Origin of the sequence: Donghicola sp. XS_ASV15, assembly GCF_041224595.1 — a bacterium.
Classification (GTDB): Bacteria; Pseudomonadota; Alphaproteobacteria; order Rhodobacterales; family Rhodobacteraceae; genus Donghicola.
On record NZ_JBGFGN010000164.1, the window covers coordinates 1 to 16,059 of the forward strand.

The 16,059-nt window shown below is 61.6% G+C and carries 15 protein-coding genes and 1 tRNA gene; 5 read left to right on the plus strand and 11 right to left on the minus strand.

Features of this window, described 5'->3' with window-relative positions; all coding sequences use genetic code 11:
* Positions 1 to 97: 97 nt before the first annotated feature.
* From AB9K37_RS18240 to AB9K37_RS18255, 4 genes are all read right to left on the minus strand, one after another.
* A complete protein-coding gene (locus tag AB9K37_RS18240) occupies positions 98 to 793 on the minus strand; it encodes a DUF6538 domain-containing protein (protein WP_369841501.1) in 696 nt (231 codons plus the stop codon).
* Between the two features lie 61 nt (positions 794 to 854).
* Positions 855 to 940 (minus strand) — tRNA-Leu (locus AB9K37_RS18245).
* A gap of 59 nt (positions 941 to 999) precedes the next feature.
* Entirely contained in the window at positions 1,000 to 1,539 is a 540-nt protein-coding gene (locus AB9K37_RS18250; RefSeq protein ID WP_369841503.1) for a tetratricopeptide repeat protein, read from the minus strand.
* 30 nt (positions 1,540 to 1,569) lie between these two features.
* Positions 1,570 to 2,046 (minus strand): Lrp/AsnC family transcriptional regulator, encoded by a 477-nt coding sequence (locus AB9K37_RS18255; RefSeq protein ID WP_303962052.1) that lies wholly within the window; start codon positions 2,044 to 2,046, stop codon positions 1,570 to 1,572.
* 109 nt (positions 2,047 to 2,155) lie between these two features.
* Between AB9K37_RS18255 and putA the strand changes: the two genes are divergently transcribed.
* Both putA and AB9K37_RS18265 read left to right on the plus strand, forming a co-directional pair.
* A complete protein-coding gene (putA, locus tag AB9K37_RS18260; RefSeq protein ID WP_369841507.1) occupies positions 2,156 to 5,584 on the plus strand; it encodes a bifunctional proline dehydrogenase/L-glutamate gamma-semialdehyde dehydrogenase PutA in 3,429 nt (1,142 codons plus the stop codon).
* A gap of 176 nt (positions 5,585 to 5,760) precedes the next feature.
* Positions 5,761 to 6,501: a rhomboid family intramembrane serine protease gene (locus AB9K37_RS18265; protein WP_369841510.1), complete on the plus strand. Its 741-nt coding sequence runs from the start codon at positions 5,761 to 5,763 to the stop codon at positions 6,499 to 6,501.
* A gap of 58 nt (positions 6,502 to 6,559) precedes the next feature.
* Here AB9K37_RS18265 and AB9K37_RS18270 read toward each other — a convergent pair whose 3' ends face one another.
* Positions 6,560 to 7,351 (minus strand): inositol monophosphatase family protein, encoded by a 792-nt coding sequence (locus tag AB9K37_RS18270; protein ID WP_072705583.1) that lies wholly within the window; start codon positions 7,349 to 7,351, stop codon positions 6,560 to 6,562.
* A gap of 71 nt (positions 7,352 to 7,422) precedes the next feature.
* Positions 7,423 to 8,328 carry a LysR family transcriptional regulator gene (locus tag AB9K37_RS18275; protein WP_369841513.1) on the minus strand — a complete coding sequence of 302 codons (906 nt, stop codon included), beginning with the start codon at positions 8,326 to 8,328 and terminating at the stop codon, positions 7,423 to 7,425.
* Between the two features lie 93 nt (positions 8,329 to 8,421).
* Here AB9K37_RS18275 and metF point away from each other — a divergent pair, with 93 nt between their 5' ends.
* Positions 8,422 to 9,288: a methylenetetrahydrofolate reductase [NAD(P)H] gene (metF, locus tag AB9K37_RS18280; protein WP_369841515.1), complete on the plus strand. Its 867-nt coding sequence runs from the start codon at positions 8,422 to 8,424 to the stop codon at positions 9,286 to 9,288.
* A 61-nt stretch (positions 9,289 to 9,349) separates the two neighbouring features.
* Entirely contained in the window at positions 9,350 to 9,811 is a 462-nt protein-coding gene (locus AB9K37_RS18285; protein WP_369841517.1) for a PaaI family thioesterase, read from the plus strand.
* On the opposite strand, the gene AB9K37_RS18290 is transcribed toward AB9K37_RS18285, so the two are convergent.
* Both AB9K37_RS18290 and AB9K37_RS18295 read right to left on the minus strand, forming a co-directional pair.
* The gene (locus AB9K37_RS18290) at positions 9,804 to 10,928 is read right to left on the minus strand and encodes a DUF2235 domain-containing protein (protein ID WP_369841520.1); all 1,125 of its coding nucleotides are present in this window, start codon (positions 10,926 to 10,928) and stop codon (positions 9,804 to 9,806) included. The genes AB9K37_RS18285 and AB9K37_RS18290 overlap by 8 nt on opposite strands.
* Positions 10,909 to 13,206, minus strand: coding sequence for a xanthine dehydrogenase family protein molybdopterin-binding subunit (locus tag AB9K37_RS18295; RefSeq protein ID WP_369842038.1), 2,298 nt, complete (start codon positions 13,204 to 13,206; stop codon positions 10,909 to 10,911). Before AB9K37_RS18295 ends, AB9K37_RS18290 begins: the two co-directional genes overlap by 20 nt.
* 166 nt (positions 13,207 to 13,372) lie before the next feature.
* On the opposite strand from AB9K37_RS18295, the gene AB9K37_RS18300 reads away from it, so the two are divergent.
* Positions 13,373 to 13,807, plus strand: a complete 435-nt coding sequence (locus tag AB9K37_RS18300; protein ID WP_072705572.1) for an Lrp/AsnC family transcriptional regulator — start codon at positions 13,373 to 13,375, stop codon at positions 13,805 to 13,807.
* Between the two features lie 263 nt (positions 13,808 to 14,070).
* Here AB9K37_RS18300 and folD read toward each other — a convergent pair whose 3' ends face one another.
* The 3 genes from folD to AB9K37_RS18315 form a co-directional block, all read right to left on the minus strand.
* Positions 14,071 to 14,973 carry a bifunctional methylenetetrahydrofolate dehydrogenase/methenyltetrahydrofolate cyclohydrolase FolD gene (folD, locus tag AB9K37_RS18305; protein ID WP_369841523.1) on the minus strand — a complete coding sequence of 301 codons (903 nt, stop codon included), beginning with the start codon at positions 14,971 to 14,973 and terminating at the stop codon, positions 14,071 to 14,073.
* A gap of 4 nt (positions 14,974 to 14,977) precedes the next feature.
* Positions 14,978 to 15,292, minus strand: coding sequence for a chorismate mutase (locus tag AB9K37_RS18310; protein ID WP_369841525.1), 315 nt, complete (start codon positions 15,290 to 15,292; stop codon positions 14,978 to 14,980).
* Positions 15,293 to 15,379: 87 nt separating this feature from the next.
* On the minus strand, positions 15,380 to 15,979 hold the full coding sequence (locus AB9K37_RS18315; protein WP_369841528.1) for a sulfurase: 600 nt from the start codon (positions 15,977 to 15,979) through the stop codon (positions 15,380 to 15,382).
* Positions 15,980 to 16,059: the final 80 nt, after the last annotated feature.

Consider the following 16,059-nt stretch of genomic DNA (forward strand, 5'->3'; position numbering starts at 1 on the left):
AAACCGCCAGCCGCTACATGATGGTCGAGGCATTCGCTCAGATCGACAACGAGGAGACAGACCCAATTCTCAGCATAAAAGCCGCCTGATCATGACCTCAGGCCACCCGACAAATTACACCACCTTGACGGACGTGACCCATCGGCACAGGTTCACGATCTTCGACACCAGCGGTGCGATCATAGTACACGCCAGTGAAAGGGTTGTTGATGCTGACGCCCAGCTCACTAGCTGCGAAGTTAATGACTGCCCTGACCGTTCCCATGATGCGGGTGATGCTACTTCCGACCAGACCACGTTCAATCAGGGCGTCACGAAACCTATTCGCATCGGCACGTGTGTAGCTTGTGATGTCCTTGTCTTTCACAGCGTCGATGACGTAGCCACAGGACCGCTCTGTCGCCCTCAGGAACGTCTCTGACTTCCCTTGACCCTTGAGCCGTTGATAGATTCCCACGGCTTCAGAGAGCTTCACTGAGGCGCTTACAGGCTGCTGCGGTAGTGCCTGATGGACATTTGAGAACGCGGCTATCCCTGCCCCATCCCGCGCTTGCCGAAGCATATGCTGTCCAGGCAAATTCTTCTGCCGCAGCCGAAGATGGTACCAATATTCGTCCAGTTGCTGTGCCGCTCTTTGCGACCGAGAGGCTGCAACACGAGCCGCCTTGGTCCGAAGCGAATACTGGATGCGGGATGCGAGATAGTAGTGCGAAAGATCCGACGGAATCCGGCGCGAAAAGTAGTAAACACCGTCCTTGGTGAACGAGTATGGGACTAAAATGGTCTCCGACATGGTCTACAGCGGCTCCAACCTGGGTTAAAGCCGAGGCAAAACAATGGCTTGGAGCTTGCGTTGGTACCCGCGGCCGGACTCGAACCGGCACGGCACAAAGGCCTAGGGATTTTAAGTCCCCTATGTCTACCATTCCATCACGCGGGCACGTGTCTGGGTGCGCGGACATTACCGTTCTGTGCGGGGAATGCAACTTGGAATAGGTGTTATAATTCCTCGCCTTGCGGCTCTTTTAGCAAAGCGCGTTCCGGCAGCCACGGGTTCAGGGTCAGCGCCTGTTTCAGGATGACTTGCGCCTCTGCGTCACGGCCAAGGGCGATCAGGGTCATCGCTTTACCCGTCATGGCGCCCAAGTGCTGGGGCAGCAACGACAAGGCACGATCGATATCGGGCAGCGCGGCCTCGTAGTCCTCTTGGACAAAGCGGATAATGGCGCGCTGGTTGTACCCTTCGGCATAGTTGGGACAGTAGTCGGTCAGGGCGTCAAAGGCTTTAATCGCAGCCGAAAAATCGCCCATCCGGAACCGCTCCATCCCCGCATCCAGATAGTCCTGCGCGGTCTGGTCCGGCGCGTCGGTCAGAACCCGCCACATGCGGTTGTGCAAATCCAGCGCGACATTGCGATCCGGCGCCTTGGCAAAACGGGACACAACCGCACTGAGCGCCTGTTCCTGTGCGGGGTCAGGCGGACATTCGGCCAGCGCGGCAGCGGGCCACAACGTCAAGAGCAGCAACTGTTTCATCATACCGATGATCTGTGCCGCACCCCGCTTGCGTCAAGTCAAATCCCCAGACACGGTTTCCTTGACCGCCTCCATCACCACGAAGGTCGAGGTATGCGAGACCCCCGGCAGGGTCGAGATCTTCTCCCCTAGCACCTGACGATAGGACGCCATGTCCCGTGTGCGGATTTTCAGCAGGTAGTCGAAATTGCCCGCAATCATGTGGCATTGTTCGACCTCTGCGATCTTGGCCACCGCGCGGTTGAACGCGGTCAGGGCCGCCTCTCTGGTGTCCGCCAGCTTCACCTCGACAAAGGCCACGTGGTCCAGCCCCAGCTTCACCGGATCCAACAGGGCGCGATACCCAATGATGATCCCCGACATTTCCAGCCGCCGCAAACGCGCTTGGGTGGGGGATTTCGACAAGCCAATCCGCTTGGCCAACTCGGTCACACTCAGCCGCGCCTCGCGGCCCAGCTCGGACAGAATCGCGTAATCGAACCGGTCAAGGTTCGCTTGATCATCTTGCATCGCAAAACCCCTAAAATAAAGTCGATGTGAATGGCCATACTCCGCAACATCGGGAAAACTGACCACATATCCTTCTATATTATGGCCCAAACGGGAAAGGAACACCATGATGCTAGATGAGAAGATGGCGTTGCCCCTGCGGATTGACGCAGCCACCTACGCCAATGAAGACGCTGTGCTGGCCGCTCTGGTAGAGGCAGCAGACCTATCCGCCGCAGATCGCGCCCAGATTTCCGCCAACGCCGCAAAACTGGTCACCGACATCCGCGGTCGTACCAATCCGGGCCTGATGGAGGTCTTTCTGGCGGAATACGGCCTGTCCACGGACGAAGGCATCGCCCTGATGTGCCTGGCCGAGGCCCTGCTGCGCGTGCCCGACGCCGACACCATCGACGCCCTGATCGAAGACAAGATCGCCCCCAGCGACTGGGGCAAGCATATGGGCCACTCGACCTCGTCCTTGGTGAACGCCTCGACTTGGGCGCTCTTGCTGACGGGCAAGGTGCTCGAGGAAAAGAAGCCCGGACCTGTGGGCCATCTGCGCAGCGCCATCCGCCGTTTGGGCGAGCCTGTCATCCGCACCGCCGTCGGCCGCGCGATGAAGGAAATGGGCCGCCAGTTCGTGCTGGGTGAGAACATCGAAGCCGCCATGAAACGCGCCGCCAAGATGGAAGAGCGCGGCTACACCTATTCCTATGACATGCTCGGCGAGGCTGCCCGCACCTACGAGGATGCAGAGCGCTATTTCACCGCCTATTCCCGTGCGATCAGCGCCATCGCGAACGCCTGCACCCATCAGGACATCCGCAAAAACCCCGGCATTTCGGTCAAACTCTCGGCCCTGCACCCGCGCTATACCGTGGCACAGCGCGACGCGATGATGCCCCTGCTGGTCGAACGTCTGACCAAGCTGTGCCTCCAAGCTGCCGATGCGGGCATGGGCCTGAACGTCGACGCCGAAGAAGCCAACCGTCTGGCCCTGTCGCTCGAAGTCATCGAGGCCGCTATGGCCGATCCCCGTCTGGCCGGATGGGAGGGTTTTGGCATTGTCGTCCAAGCCTATGGCAAACGCGCAGGTGCTGCGATCGACTGGCTCTATGAAACTGCGCAGCGCCTTGATCGCAAGATCATGGTCCGTCTGGTCAAGGGCGCCTATTGGGACACCGAAATCAAGCACGCGCAGGTCATGGGCGTCAGCGATTTCCCCGTTTTCACCGACAAGCACGCCACTGACATCAGCTACATCGCGAACGCCAAGAAGCTGCTGTCAATGACCGACCGCATCTACCCCCAGTTCGCCACCCACAACGCGCACACCGTTCAGGCCGTGCTGCATTACGCGGGCAGCGACCGCGACAGCTTCGAGTTCCAGCGCCTGCACGGCATGGGCGAGAGCCTGCATGACATCGTGCACACCGGCGAAAAGACCCGCTGCCGCATCTACGCCCCCGTTGGGGCCCACCGCGACCTGCTGGCTTATCTGGTCCGCCGCCTGCTGGAAAACGGCGCGAACAGTTCGTTCGTGAACCAAATCGTTAACGAGGCAGTCCCGCCTTCGGTTGTGGCCGCCGATCCCTTTGACGCGGTCACGGGTCGCCCCGATCACCTGCTGACGGGCCCCGAACTGTTCGGCGAACGCCCCAACTCTATGGGTTGGGACATCGAGCACGCGCAAACCCTGTCGACCGTAGAGCACGACCGCAACGTCTGGCGCGCGCACCAGTGGCACGCCGCGCCCTTGCTGGCGGGAGCGCCTGCACCAGAAACCGCGATTGACGTTGCGAACCCTGCTCTCCCTGGCGACATTCCAGGCACCGTCAGCTTTGCGTCGCCAGCCGACGTGGAGACCGCTCTGTCCGCTGCCACCCCTTGGGCCGCAAACCGTGCCACCCGCGCCGCCGTCCTGAACCGCGCCGCCGACCTGTTTGAGGCGAGCTACGGCGAGCTTTTCGCCCTGATCAGCCGCGAGGCTGGCAAGTCCCTGCCCGACGCCATCGCCGAACTGCGCGAGGCCGTCGACTTCCTGCGCTACTACGCTGCAAACGCACCCGAAGCCGCGCCCGTGGGCACCTTCACCTGTATCTCGCCGTGGAACTTCCCCTTGGCGATCTTCACCGGTCAGGTGTCCGCCGCACTGGCCACCGGCAACGCCGTTCTGGCCAAACCCGCCGAGCAAACGCCCCTGATCGCCTTCCGCGCAGTCCAACTGATGCACGAGGCTGGCGTTCCCGCGACGGCCCTGCAACTCTTGCCCGGTGCAGGGGATGTGGGCGCGGCGCTGACCTCGGACGCCCGCGAGGGCGGCGTGGCCTTTACCGGCTCGACCGAAACCGCGCTGAAAATCCGGAGTTCCATGGCGAAACACATGGCACCCGGTGCCCCGCTGATCGCGGAAACCGGTGGACTGAACGCCATGATCGTGGACAGCACCGCCCTGCCCGAACAGGCGGTCCAAGCCGTGATCGAAAGCGCCTTCCAATCTGCAGGTCAGCGTTGTTCGGCCCTGCGGTGCCTGTACGTGCAGGAAGACATCGCCCCGAACCTGCAAAAGATGCTGATCGGCGCGATGAACACCCTGACCGTCGGCAACCCGTGGGACATCAGCACCGACGTCGGCCCCGTCATCGACGACGAGGCCCAGTCCGGCATCCAGACCTATATCGAAGCCGCCCGAGCCGAGGGCCGCGTTCTGCACCAGCTGAATACCCCGAGCAAAGGCACCTTTGCCCAGCCCACCCTGCTGCGCATCGGCTCGATCAAGGAAATGGAGCGCGAAATCTTTGGCCCCGTGCTGCATCTGGCGACATTCAAATCAGGCGAGCTCGATCAGGTGATCGCGGACATCAACGGCACGGGCTATGGCCTGACTTTTGGCCTGCAAACGCGGATCGATGACCGTGTGCAGCACGTGACCGAGGCTGTCCACGCAGGCAACATCTACGTCAACCGCAACCAGATCGGTGCAATCGTCGGCAGCCAACCCTTTGGCGGCGAAGGTCTGTCCGGCACTGGCCCCAAGGCAGGTGGCCCGAACTATCTGACCCGTTTCACCAAGCGCCCCGCCCCCGCGCAGGCCGCCGAGTGGCCGGTTCCGATGGCGGAAGCCAAATTGCAAAAGCTGGTGGACCAAGCGGGCGAAGGCCCAGCGCCATCGACCATCACCCTGCCCGGCCCGACCGGCGAATCGAACCGCTTGACCGCAATGGCCCGACCGCCTGTCCTGTGCCTTGGCCCGACCAAGGCGCTCGCGGAAGAGCAAGCTGCGGCGATCCGGTCCCTTGGCGGTGTAGCTGTGGTGGCTACCGGAGCCGTTGCGCCAGCCGCGTTGCGCACACTGCGCGGTATCTCTGGCGTGGTTTACTGGGGCGATGACGCAACAGCGCGCGGCTACGGCGTGGCTCTGAGCGAACGCACTGGCCTGATCCTGCCTCTGATCACCGGCCAACCCGACATCGGACATGCCCGTCACGAGCGCCATGTCTGCGTCGATACCACTGCAGCGGGCGGAAACGCCGCCCTGCTGGCTGCATCGTCCTAAGCGCAGTCGATACCTAGACGTAGGCGGCAGTTACAATGGGCTGCCGCCTTCTTCGAACGCGCAGGCGGGGGCCAGCCCCCGCACCCCCGAGGTATTTTGGCCAAGATGAAGGGATGAGTAAGGTTAATTCGGGGTGGGCCTTGACCGGAGGGGCTCCGCGCCCGATCTCATAAGATATGTTTCCGATCAGAGACCAGAACCCGTCGAGGCAGGTGCCTTATGTCACTTACGCCTTGATCGCGGCGAATGTGCTGGCATTTTTCAGTCATTGGCCGCTTTTGGTCAGCGATGCAGAGCTGCAGCGCGTCTACTTAGAGTATGCGATGTTTCCCGTGCTGATCACGCACGGAGAGCATTTGTACACGCTGTTCACTTCGATGTTCATGCACGGCAGCTTCATGCACATCGCAGGGAATATGCTGTTTCTCTATATCTTTGGCGACAACATGGAAGAGCAGTTCGGCAGGGGTCGGTATCTGCTGTTCTATCTGGCCTCGGGTTTGGCAGCAGCCGTGTTTCAGATCGCTGCGGAACCGTTCAGCTCTGTCCCGATGGTCGGAGCCTCGGGCGCAATCGCAGGCGTAATGGGCGGCTATCTGCTGCTGTTTCCAAAGGCGCGTGTCGATATTCTGCTGATCCTGATCATTATCTGGCGGGTCATTACCGTGCCCGCGTGGCTTATGCTGGGACTGTGGTTTACGTTCCAGCTGTTTGGCGGACTGGGAACGCCGACCGACGAAGGCGGGGTCGCCTATTGGGCCCACATCGGCGGGTTCGTTGCCGGGATTGCGCTGACGTGGCCCTTGTGGCGGCGCAAAGGCGGTCGCCGTTTCTGGGATCGACAGATCGGCTTGCGCAGCATCCAGCGCGACTACACGTGGCACCGGACTCAGGTGCCTCGGGTCAGGCGCAGGTAGAAACGCAAAAGGCCGCTCCAGTAGAGAGCGGCCTTTGAAAATCGGTGAAGCGCGGTGATCAGACTTCGCGGATGATCTTGGCGAAGCGGTCGTAAACATCGGGGTTCGCAACCAGAATTTCGCCATCTTCCAGCGGATCGCGGCCTTCGCGGATCGGACCAACCATGCCGCCCGCTTCGGAGACCAGCAGCATACCCGCCGCGAAGTCCCACGAGTGCATTTCGCGTTCCCAGTAGCCTTCGTAGCGGCCAGCGGCCACGTAAGCCAGATCCAGCGAGGCTGCGCCCCAACGGCGGACGCCAGCGCATTCGGGCATCAGGCGCGACAAGTCGCGGATGGTTGCGGGGAGAGTGCGCTTGGTGCCCCACGGAACGCCAGTCGCAAACACCGAGTCGACGATCTGGTGGCGGCCCGATACACGCAAACGCTTCTGGTCGTTCAGCCAGCAGCCCGCGCCCTTTTCGGCAAAGAACATCTCGTCCTTGGCAGGGTCAAAGACCACGGCCGATACGATCTGGCCCTTGTGCTCGAGCGCGATCGACACGGCCCAGTGGGGCATGCCGTGAAGGTAGTTGGTGGTGCCGTCCAGCGGGTCGACGATCCAGCGACGGGTGGGGTCTTCGCCCTTCACTTCGCCGGTTTCCTCGCCGAGGTAACCATAGGTCGGACGGGCGCCCAGCAGCTCTTCGCGCAGGATGTGCTCTGCAGCCAGGTCGGCGCGGCTCACGAAGTCGCCCGCGCCCTTGCGCGAGACCTGAAGGTTTTCGACTTCGCGGAAGTCCTTGACCAGCGAACGGCCCGCCTTGCGTGCCGCCTTGATCATGATGTTCAGATTTGCGCTGCCCTGCATCCAACCGGCTCCTTTGTCTCAAGGCGCCCGTTTACGCATTCAAACCCCGTTTGCCAAGGGCTGATTCCCGTTCAAACAGCCTGAAGCTTGTGTGCTTCTTCTTCGGCCAGACGCAGCAGATCAACCATATAGGGTTTCTGGCGATCCTCTTCACGCAGAGCGGCATAGAGGCGGCGCGTGATCCCGTTCTTGGTCAGGGGGCGCGTGACATAGTCACTATTATACTTCACCTCGCGGACCACCCAATCAGGCAGAACGGCAACGCCGCGGTTCGAGGCGACCAAGAGCAGAATCACCGCGGTCAGTTCGGCCTGACGGACAGCGGCGGGCTCGACCTTGGCCGGCGTCAGAAGTTGGTTGAAAATGTCCAGACGCGACCGCTCTACCGGATAGGTGATCAACGTCTCGCCGCGGAAATCGGTTGCCTCGATATAGGGTTTTTTGGCCAGCGGGTTGTCTTTGGAAGCCACAAAGATCGGGTGATAGTCGAAAAGCGGCTCGAAAATCACATCACGCAGGTCTTCGGGGTCCGACGATACGACCACATCCACCTCTTCCTTTTGCAAGGCGGGCAGAGCGTCAAACGCCAGACCGGGGCGGATGTCCACATCCACATCGGGCCACAGCTTGCGAAACTCTTCCAGCACCGGAAAGAGCCATTCGAAGCACGCATGGCATTCGATCGCGATGTGAAGCCTGCCGGACTTGCCAGACCGCAACCCCATGAATTCTTCCTGAATGGCTTCGACCTCTGGTAAAATTCGATTTGCCGCCCGCAACAAACGCAAACCGGCGGCCGACAATTTCATGGGTTTGGATTTGCGCACGAACAACTCGACGCCGCACTGCTCTTCTAACCCTTTGATTTGGTGGGACAAAGCAGACTGCGTGATGTTCAGAATATCCGCCGCGCGGGCCAAACCGCCCGCCTCGTGAATGGCTTTGATGCTGCGCAAATGGCGGAACTCGATGTGCATCTTGGAGTTTGGCTCATGTTGATGTTGAAAATAATGAGTTTGTCTCACAACGACGTTTATGAGACAAGAGCGACATAGCAAAGGAGTTGATCCATGACCGCACCGCGCATTTCCTTCGAATTCTTCCCGCCCCAGTCGCTGGAAGCTTCGTTCCGTCTCTGGGATACCGTGCAGGTGCTGGCCCCCATGGGACCTCGCTTTATTTCGGTCACCTACGGCGCGGGCGGCACCACCCGTGACCTGACCCACGAGGCTGTGACCACCCTGCACAAGACCACCGGTCTGCCCGTAGCGGCTCACCTCACTTGCGTCAACGCCACCCGCGAAGAGACGCTGAACATCGCCAACAGCTATGCAGAGGCAGGCATCAACCAGATCGTGGCTCTGCGCGGCGACCCGCCCAAAGGGACCGGCGGCTTCCAGCAGCACCCCGAAGGCTTTGCCGACAGCTGCGAGCTGATCAGCGCGCTGGCCGATACCGGCAAGTTCACCCTGCGTGTGGGCGCATACCCCGAGAAGCACCCCGAGGCGACCGATCACAAAGCGGACGTTGAGTGGCTGAAGCGCAAACTGGACGCCGGTGCAACCGAAGCGCTGACCCAGTTCTTCTTCGAGGCAGAGACCTTCTTGCGCTTCCGCGACGCTTGCGCCGATGCAGGCATCACCGCGCCGATCATCCCCGGCATCCTTCCGATCGAAAACTGGAAGGGCGTCAAGAAGTTCTCGACCGCTTGCGGCACCTCGATCCCCGCATGGCTTGACGAAGCGTTCGACAAAGCGATCCGCGACGGCCGTCAGGACCTGCTGGCGACCGCGCTGTGCACCGAACTCTGTGACGAGCTGTTGCAAGAGGGCGTCGAAGACCTGCACTTCTACACCCTGAACCGTCCCGAACTGACCCGCGACGTGTGCCACGCCCTTGGCGTCACCCCACAGGTCAAGCTCGAGAACGTTGCCTGATCCAGACAATCGGGGCATGTTGCACACGCAGCATGTCCCTTTTTCGTGACCGGCAGGATTTATGACCAAAGACACCTCTTCCGACGCCCCGCTAAGCCCAGAGCTTTCGGGGCTCGACAACCTTTTGCGGATCATCAATGGCGAAGCGCCCGAGCCCCCGATCTGGGCCGCGATGGGCTATTCCATGATCCACGCCGCCCATGGCACCGTCACCCTGCGCGGTGCGCCCAAATCCGATCACACCAATCTGGTCGGCTCGACCCACGGCGGCTGGTACGCAACGCTGCTAGATAGTGCGCTTGGCGGCGCGGTGAACAGCACCAGCAAACCCGGCGAGCATTCCCTGACACTGGAACTCAAGGTCAACATCATCCGCCCGATTCCCGTTGGAATGGACGTCGAGGCCGTGGGCGAGGTTGATCACGCAGGCCGCCGCACCGGCGTCGCCCATGCACGCATCACTGGGGTCGAGGATGGCAAGCTCTACGCCACCGCGTCGACCACGATGCTTACGATCAGTTAATCACGATATCCTTGGGCGGGATCGCTTCTGACGCCAAGGTCGGCGGGGGCACCACAGCCGCCCGCGCAGCCTGATCGCTGGCCCACACGTGGTCATCATAGCGGCCATGAACCGTTTCGTGCAGCGACTCAGAGATGTCTGCGCCCACGGTCCGTGCCTTGCGCGCCAAGAACACTTTTCCCAGACCGCGCCACGTTCCCATGTTCGGCGCCCTAGGGTCCGTGGGAAAACGGTAGCGCCAGTTCTGCGGCAATGTCAGCCCGCAGTCCTCGGCCTTTTCCAGCATCCAGACAAGCGGGATATTGGACAAGGGCCGCGCCTCTAGGAAGCCATCCAATTGCCCGCCCACATCCCCGTGGGTGCCGCGGAACCAGACCTGTTCCACATGAGAGGGGCAATCATCCGTCGTCTCCCACATCACTGGCGAAAACCCGACGCGCGTCTCATCCAGCGCCAGCGCCTGATAGCCGTGGCGGATCGACGGCCCCAGCAGATGGTTGTGGAACTTGTATTTCCGGTCCGCCGCCGCCGCGAAAAAGGGCAGACGGTTCCCCAGCGCCTTGACCGTGTCCCAAACGCCGACCATGTCGATGGGGACCTCGTCGTGACACACGCGGCTCAGGAACGCGCGATCCGTGTCATGCACGCCGCGCTGATACATGCGGTAGATGTTGCGCACATTGCGCACCGTTGCCTCTGGCCCCTTCAGCAGGCCAACACTGTCGATCACCCCAGCCAATGAGCGGACCGCATAAGCCCCCCGCGAGTACCCGAACAAGAAGATCCGATCGCCGGGATGATAGCGCGAGGCCAGATAACCATAAGCCCGCCGGATCTGGCGGTTCAGCCCCCGGCCCTGCATCACGTCGTTCCAACTGCGCCAATCCTGCAGCTGGATGCCCGCTTCGTAATACAGCGACACAGGCATCCCAACCTCGTGCAGCAGGCGGTAAGTCAGGCCGGCATTCGTCTCCATCCCCAAGGTGAGGCGGGACATGGTACCGTCGAGAATAATAACATGAGTGACCGGCTGGCGGGTGTATTGCCGCGCCGTGTGGATTTCCTTGGGGCGGGCGCGAAGCCAACCCAGAATCGTATCACTCAGCCGCCACTGCATGGCTCTTCAACAGCTCCCACATTTTCAGAGGGGTGAACGGCATGTCGACCCGCGTGATCCCTCTGCTCCAAACGGCGTCCTGCACCGCATTCCCTACAGCAGCCAGTGCACCAACTGTGCCAGCTTCGCCGCAGCCCTTCATTCCCATGATATTTGCCGTGCTGGGAACAGGCTCTGACGTGAACGACACCCAAGGGCAATCGACTGCCCGCGGCATCGCGTAATCCATAAAGGTCGCGGTCAAAAGCTGGCCCGTATCATCATACACCACATGCTCGGAAATGGCTTGGCCAATCCCTTGGGCGACCCCGCCATGGACCTGTCCCTCGGCCAGCAAAGGGTTGATGAGGTTGCCGAAATCATCGACCACGGTATAGCGGTCCACGGTCACAACGCCGGTATCAGGGTCAATCTCGACCTCTGCAATATGCGCGCCGTTCGGATAAGACCGACCGGGCAGCTTGGCCCGCGCCTCGTGGGTCAGCAGATCGTCACGCCCCGCATCCCGCGCCATCTGCGCCGCCTCCAGCATGGTGGGGGCGGTGTTCGACCCCTCGATCCGGAAGCGTTCGTCGTCAAAGCTGACATCATCTGCCAATACGTCCTCAGCCTCGGCCAGAAACGCCGCGAAGGCTTCGATCATCTTGGCCGTCGTTGCCAAAGTCGCGGTGTTCTGGGTGGTCACAGAGCGGGACCCGCCCGTGCCGCCGCCCTGCGCGATCAGGTCGCTATCGCCTTGGATCACAGAAATCCGCTCCACCGGAATGCCGGTCTGGTCGCTCAGGAACTGCGCATAGACGGTCTCGTGCCCCTGCCCGTTCGACTGCGTACCGACATAGATCGACACGGTGCCATCGTCGTGAAATTCGACTTTCGCCCCTTCGGACGGATCGCCAAGGATGCTCTCGATGTAGTAGCACAGGCCCATGCCACGCAGACGCCCCTGTGCCGCACTCGCGTCTTTACGAGCGGCAAAACCCTTTAAGTCCGCCTCGGCCTCTGCCCGATCCAGAACGCGATTGAAGTCCCCCACGTCGTACAACTCCCCTGACGCCGATTTATAGGGAAAGGCATCCACGGGGATAAAGTTCCGCCGCCGCAGCTCAATCGGGTCCACGTCCAGCATCCGCGCCGCGTGATCCATGCAGCGTTCCAGCGCATAGATCGCCTCCGGGCGGCCTGCGCCGCGATAGGCGTCCACCTGAACCGTGTTGGTGTAAAAACCGCGCGACCGTAAATAGGTGGTCTGCACATCGTAGGTGCCGGTCAGCACCTTGGCGAACAAACCCGCCTGAATGAGCTGCCCATTCTCGGAATTAAAGGCCCCAAGATTGCATCGCGTGTCCACGCGGTACCCCACCAATTTCAGATCCGCGTCAAAAGCCATCTCGCAGCAAGACACCAGATCGCGCCCGCCATTGTCCGACAGCATCGACTCCGTCCGCTCGGCGAACCATTTCACCGGCTTGCCCAGAACCCGCGCCGCCTGCGCCACCGCGAAATATTCAGGATAGCCCATGGCCTTCATGCCGAAACCGCCCCCCACATCGGGGTTGGTGACGCGAATCTGTTCTGGCTCCAAGCCCATCGCCTTGGTCAGATCGCCCTTCATCGCCCACACGCCCTGCCCGTTAAAGGCAAAGTGCAAGCGGCTGCCGTCCCACTCGGCGAAACAGCCGCGCGGCTCCATCGAGTTTACGATGATCCGGTTGTCCTCGATCTCCAGCGACACCACATGGGCGGCCTCGGCGAACACTGCCTCCGTCGCAGCCTCGTCCCCCATGTCCCAATCAAAGGCACAGTTGTCCGGCGCTTCGGGATGCACGACAGGCCCGCCCGCATCATAATCCAGCTTTGCGGGCAGCTCTTCGTAGTCCAGTTCGATCAACTCGACCGCATCCTTGGCCGCTTGCGCCGTCTCGGCGACAACCAGCGCCACAGGCTCCCCGACGAATCGCAGCACGTCCCGCGCCAGCATGGGCCGCTCCGGCGCAGCCGCCTTGCTGCCATCGCGGTTCGTCAGAACCATCCCGCGCATGGCCACATTCATGCCCGCCGCGATCAGATCCTCGCAGGTCAACACACACAGCACGCCCTCCGCCTCGCGCGCTGCTGATACGTCCAGCGTGGTGATCCGCCCATGGGCCACCGGAGAGCGTAAGAACACCCCGACACCTGCGCCGTCGGGCACGATATCATCGACATAACGCCCCCCGCCGGTCAGAAAACGGATGTCCTCGCGGCGCGTCACCGGCTGGCTCTTGCCGAACTTCTCCATGCTGTCCTCCATAGCGGTCTTTCTTCCGACAGTAGTCGGCCTATCCAACAAGTCCAGCCACCATCATCCATCCGCGCCAGACTGTCAGGCATTCATCACCTTGCCGAAATGCAAAGTCATATCGTATGATTCGGCAAAGCAATTTGCCCAAGGACCGGTGCAGACCATGCAACTTGACGCAACAGACCTCGCCCTGATCGCAGCCCTGTCGGAAAATGCCCGCATGAGCGTCTCGACCATCGCGCGCCGCATCGGCTTGGCCCGCACTACGGTCCAAGCGCGTCTTGAACGTCTGGAAAAATCCGGCGTCATCGAGGGCTACTCGATCCGCCTCGGCGCGGGCGCCCGCCCCGCCATCAGCGGCACGCTTTTGGTCTGCACAGATCCTCACGAAACCTCGGCCATCGTAGGACGCATCAAATCCCTGCCAGAGGTCAAGGCCATCCACAGCGCCTCGGGCCGCTATGATCTGGTGATCGAGGTTGCCACAGACGACACCGCCACTTTGGACCGTACCCTCGAATGGATCGGCAGCGCCCGCGGCGTCAAAGAGATCGAGAGCCTGATCCACCTCGCCACCAAGCTTGAACGCCGCACCTGACCCCTGCTGCTTCGGAGCCTGCCCTCGCACGCAGGACCAAGAGACGGGCAAAGGGCTCCGGCGCAAGGCAAATCGCGGAGGCTCCGCGCGGCACGCGGGGATACCGCTATTTTCCTTGAGACGGAGGCCGCCGCCTGTCACGCCAGTCCATGCGCGCGGGCAGGCTTCGTTGCTGCTTTGGTGAGGTCCCGAGCACCCCACAAACAAAAAAGCGCGCGGTCCCGCGGACCGCGCACCTTTGAATTCGCCCATCCTGAACCGGCTTACGCGGTCAGACCCTGAGGCTCTGCCAGTCCATTCGCGCGGCAGCACGCGGTGACGGTGTTCGCCAACAGGCACGCAATGGTCATGGGGCCCACGCCGCCCGGAACAGGGGTGATCGCGCCCGCAACGGCAGCAGCGCTCTCGAAATGCACGTCGCCCACCAGACGGGTTTTGCCCTCGCCCTTCTCCGGAGCGTCGATGCGGTTGATGCCCACGTCGATCACGGTCGCGCCTTCTTTGATCCAGTCGCCGGGAACCATCTCGGGGCGGCCAACAGCGGCAACCACGATATCGGCGCGGCGAACCACATCGGCCAGATCCTTCGTGCGGCTATGCGCGATGGTAACAGTGCAGCTTTCCCCCAACAGGAGTTGCGCCATCGGCTTGCCCACGATGTTCGAACGGCCAATCACGACCGCGTCCATACCCGACAGCGACCCGTGATGATCGCGCAGCATCATGAGGCAGCCCAGCGGCGTGCAAGGCACCATGGCCTTCTGACCGGTCCCCAACAGACCCACGTTCGAGATATGGAAACCGTCCACGTCCTTGGCCGGATCAATCGAGTTGATCACCAGATCGCTGTCCAGATGATCGGGCAGCGGCAACTGCACCAGAATGCCATGAACCGCCGGATCGTTGTTCAGCTGATCAATCAGCGCCAGCAGATCCGCCTCGGATGTGGCGGCGTCCAGCTTGTGCTCGTAGCTGTTCATGCCAGCCTCGACCGTCTGCTTGCCCTTGGAGCGGACATAAACTTGCGACGCGGGGTCCTCACCCACCAGAACCACCGCCAAACCGGGGGTGATGCCGTGCTCTTCTTTCAGGCGGCTAACATGGCCTGCCACCTTTTCGCGTACCGTGGCCGCAAAGGCCTTGCCGTCGATGATCTTCGCGGTCATCTGGTTACTCCTTGTGGGTCCCGAGAACCCGTTCCTCGCGATCGATCGACCAGTCGATGATCTTGCGCCAGAGGCTCTCAGTCAAATCGGGGTCAAGCCCCTGCGAATCCGCCTTATTGCGCACGTTAGCGACAACTTCCTCGACTCGGTCGCGAATACGGGCGGGTAAACCTGCGTCCGGTTTCAACTGGATGGCGCGGTCGATATAGGTCGCGCGCTCAACCAATAGGGCCACAAGCTGGGTGTCCAGATCATCTATCTGGGCACGCAAGGTAGGCATGTCGGGGCATTCGGTAGGGGCGCGGCGCGTCCTGTCCATCCTGTCATATCTCCTGCGGGCGAGTGTTGCGCCCGCAGGTAATCGGTTCTGCACCTCAGAACAAGTGCCGGATCGGCCCTAACCGCTTTATTCAGCGCGCGCGGCGTCCAGATGCTGCCAAACTGGCTGGTCGGGGATGTGCAGGCGCAAGGTATCGCCCACCTTCAGCGCACCAGGACGCTCGACCCAAGCGGTCACACCGCGCCGGTTCAGAGCGGCAGTTTTGAAGGCTTTGCCTTTGCCGGGCGCCTCTTCTTCAATGACCTTGGCGGGCAGATGGCAGGGGCGGTTTTCCATGTCGATCACAATCGTCGCCCCGCTCTCGGCCTGAAGGCGCGACGACGGCGGCACATGGGTGAAATCGGGAATGCCCTCAATCACGATACTTATCCCCGCCCACGCGGGGTTGAACGCATCAACGCCCATCTCGGCAGCGATTTCAGACAGTTGCTCGGCCGACAGAATCGTTAGCTGGCGGACATTGGCGATCTCGGTGCCCTTGGGGTGTTGTGATTTCACGCGGCTGCAAGAAGGGCGGGTTTCGCCCCCGTGAGATTCGGTTGCAACGCCAGCCCACGTCAGGTCCATCTGCTCTAGCGGCTCTGACGCCAGCGATGCGTCGCGGTCTGGCACGTGCCCCAGCCACGTGATCTTTGCGGAGAAGGATGTGGGCTTGAGGGCGGGCATGGTGAGTCCTTTCGTCCGTCGAGACTGTGTGCCCCTTCGGGATAGTGAGTATTTTCGGCAAAAAGAAGCGGGGAATTTCG

Coding starts and splice junctions, on each gene's coding strand:
- AB9K37_RS18240 (WP_369841501.1), bottom strand. CDS start 793: ATGTCGGAGACCATTTTAGTCCCATACTCGTTCACCAAGGACGGTGTT.
- AB9K37_RS18250 (WP_369841503.1), bottom strand. CDS start 1,539: ATGATGAAACAGTTGCTGCTCTTGACGTTGTGGCCCGCTGCCGCGCTG.
- AB9K37_RS18255 (WP_303962052.1), bottom strand. CDS start 2,046: ATGCAAGATGATCAAGCGAACCTTGACCGGTTCGATTACGCGATTCTG.
- putA (WP_369841507.1), top strand. CDS start 2,156: ATGCTAGATGAGAAGATGGCGTTGCCCCTGCGGATTGACGCAGCCACC.
- AB9K37_RS18265 (WP_369841510.1), top strand. CDS start 5,761: ATGTTTCCGATCAGAGACCAGAACCCGTCGAGGCAGGTGCCTTATGTC.
- AB9K37_RS18270 (WP_072705583.1), bottom strand. CDS start 7,351: ATGCAGGGCAGCGCAAATCTGAACATCATGATCAAGGCGGCACGCAAG.
- AB9K37_RS18275 (WP_369841513.1), bottom strand. CDS start 8,328: ATGCACATCGAGTTCCGCCATTTGCGCAGCATCAAAGCCATTCACGAG.
- metF (WP_369841515.1), top strand. CDS start 8,422: ATGACCGCACCGCGCATTTCCTTCGAATTCTTCCCGCCCCAGTCGCTG.
- AB9K37_RS18285 (WP_369841517.1), top strand. CDS start 9,350: ATGACCAAAGACACCTCTTCCGACGCCCCGCTAAGCCCAGAGCTTTCG.
- AB9K37_RS18290 (WP_369841520.1), bottom strand. CDS start 10,928: ATGCAGTGGCGGCTGAGTGATACGATTCTGGGTTGGCTTCGCGCCCGC.
- AB9K37_RS18295 (WP_369842038.1), bottom strand. CDS start 13,206: ATGGAGAAGTTCGGCAAGAGCCAGCCGGTGACGCGCCGCGAGGACATC.
- AB9K37_RS18300 (WP_072705572.1), top strand. CDS start 13,373: ATGCAACTTGACGCAACAGACCTCGCCCTGATCGCAGCCCTGTCGGAA.
- folD (WP_369841523.1), bottom strand. CDS start 14,973: ATGACCGCGAAGATCATCGACGGCAAGGCCTTTGCGGCCACGGTACGC.
- AB9K37_RS18310 (WP_369841525.1), bottom strand. CDS start 15,292: ATGGACAGGACGCGCCGCGCCCCTACCGAATGCCCCGACATGCCTACC.
- AB9K37_RS18315 (WP_369841528.1), bottom strand. CDS start 15,979: ATGCCCGCCCTCAAGCCCACATCCTTCTCCGCAAAGATCACGTGGCTG.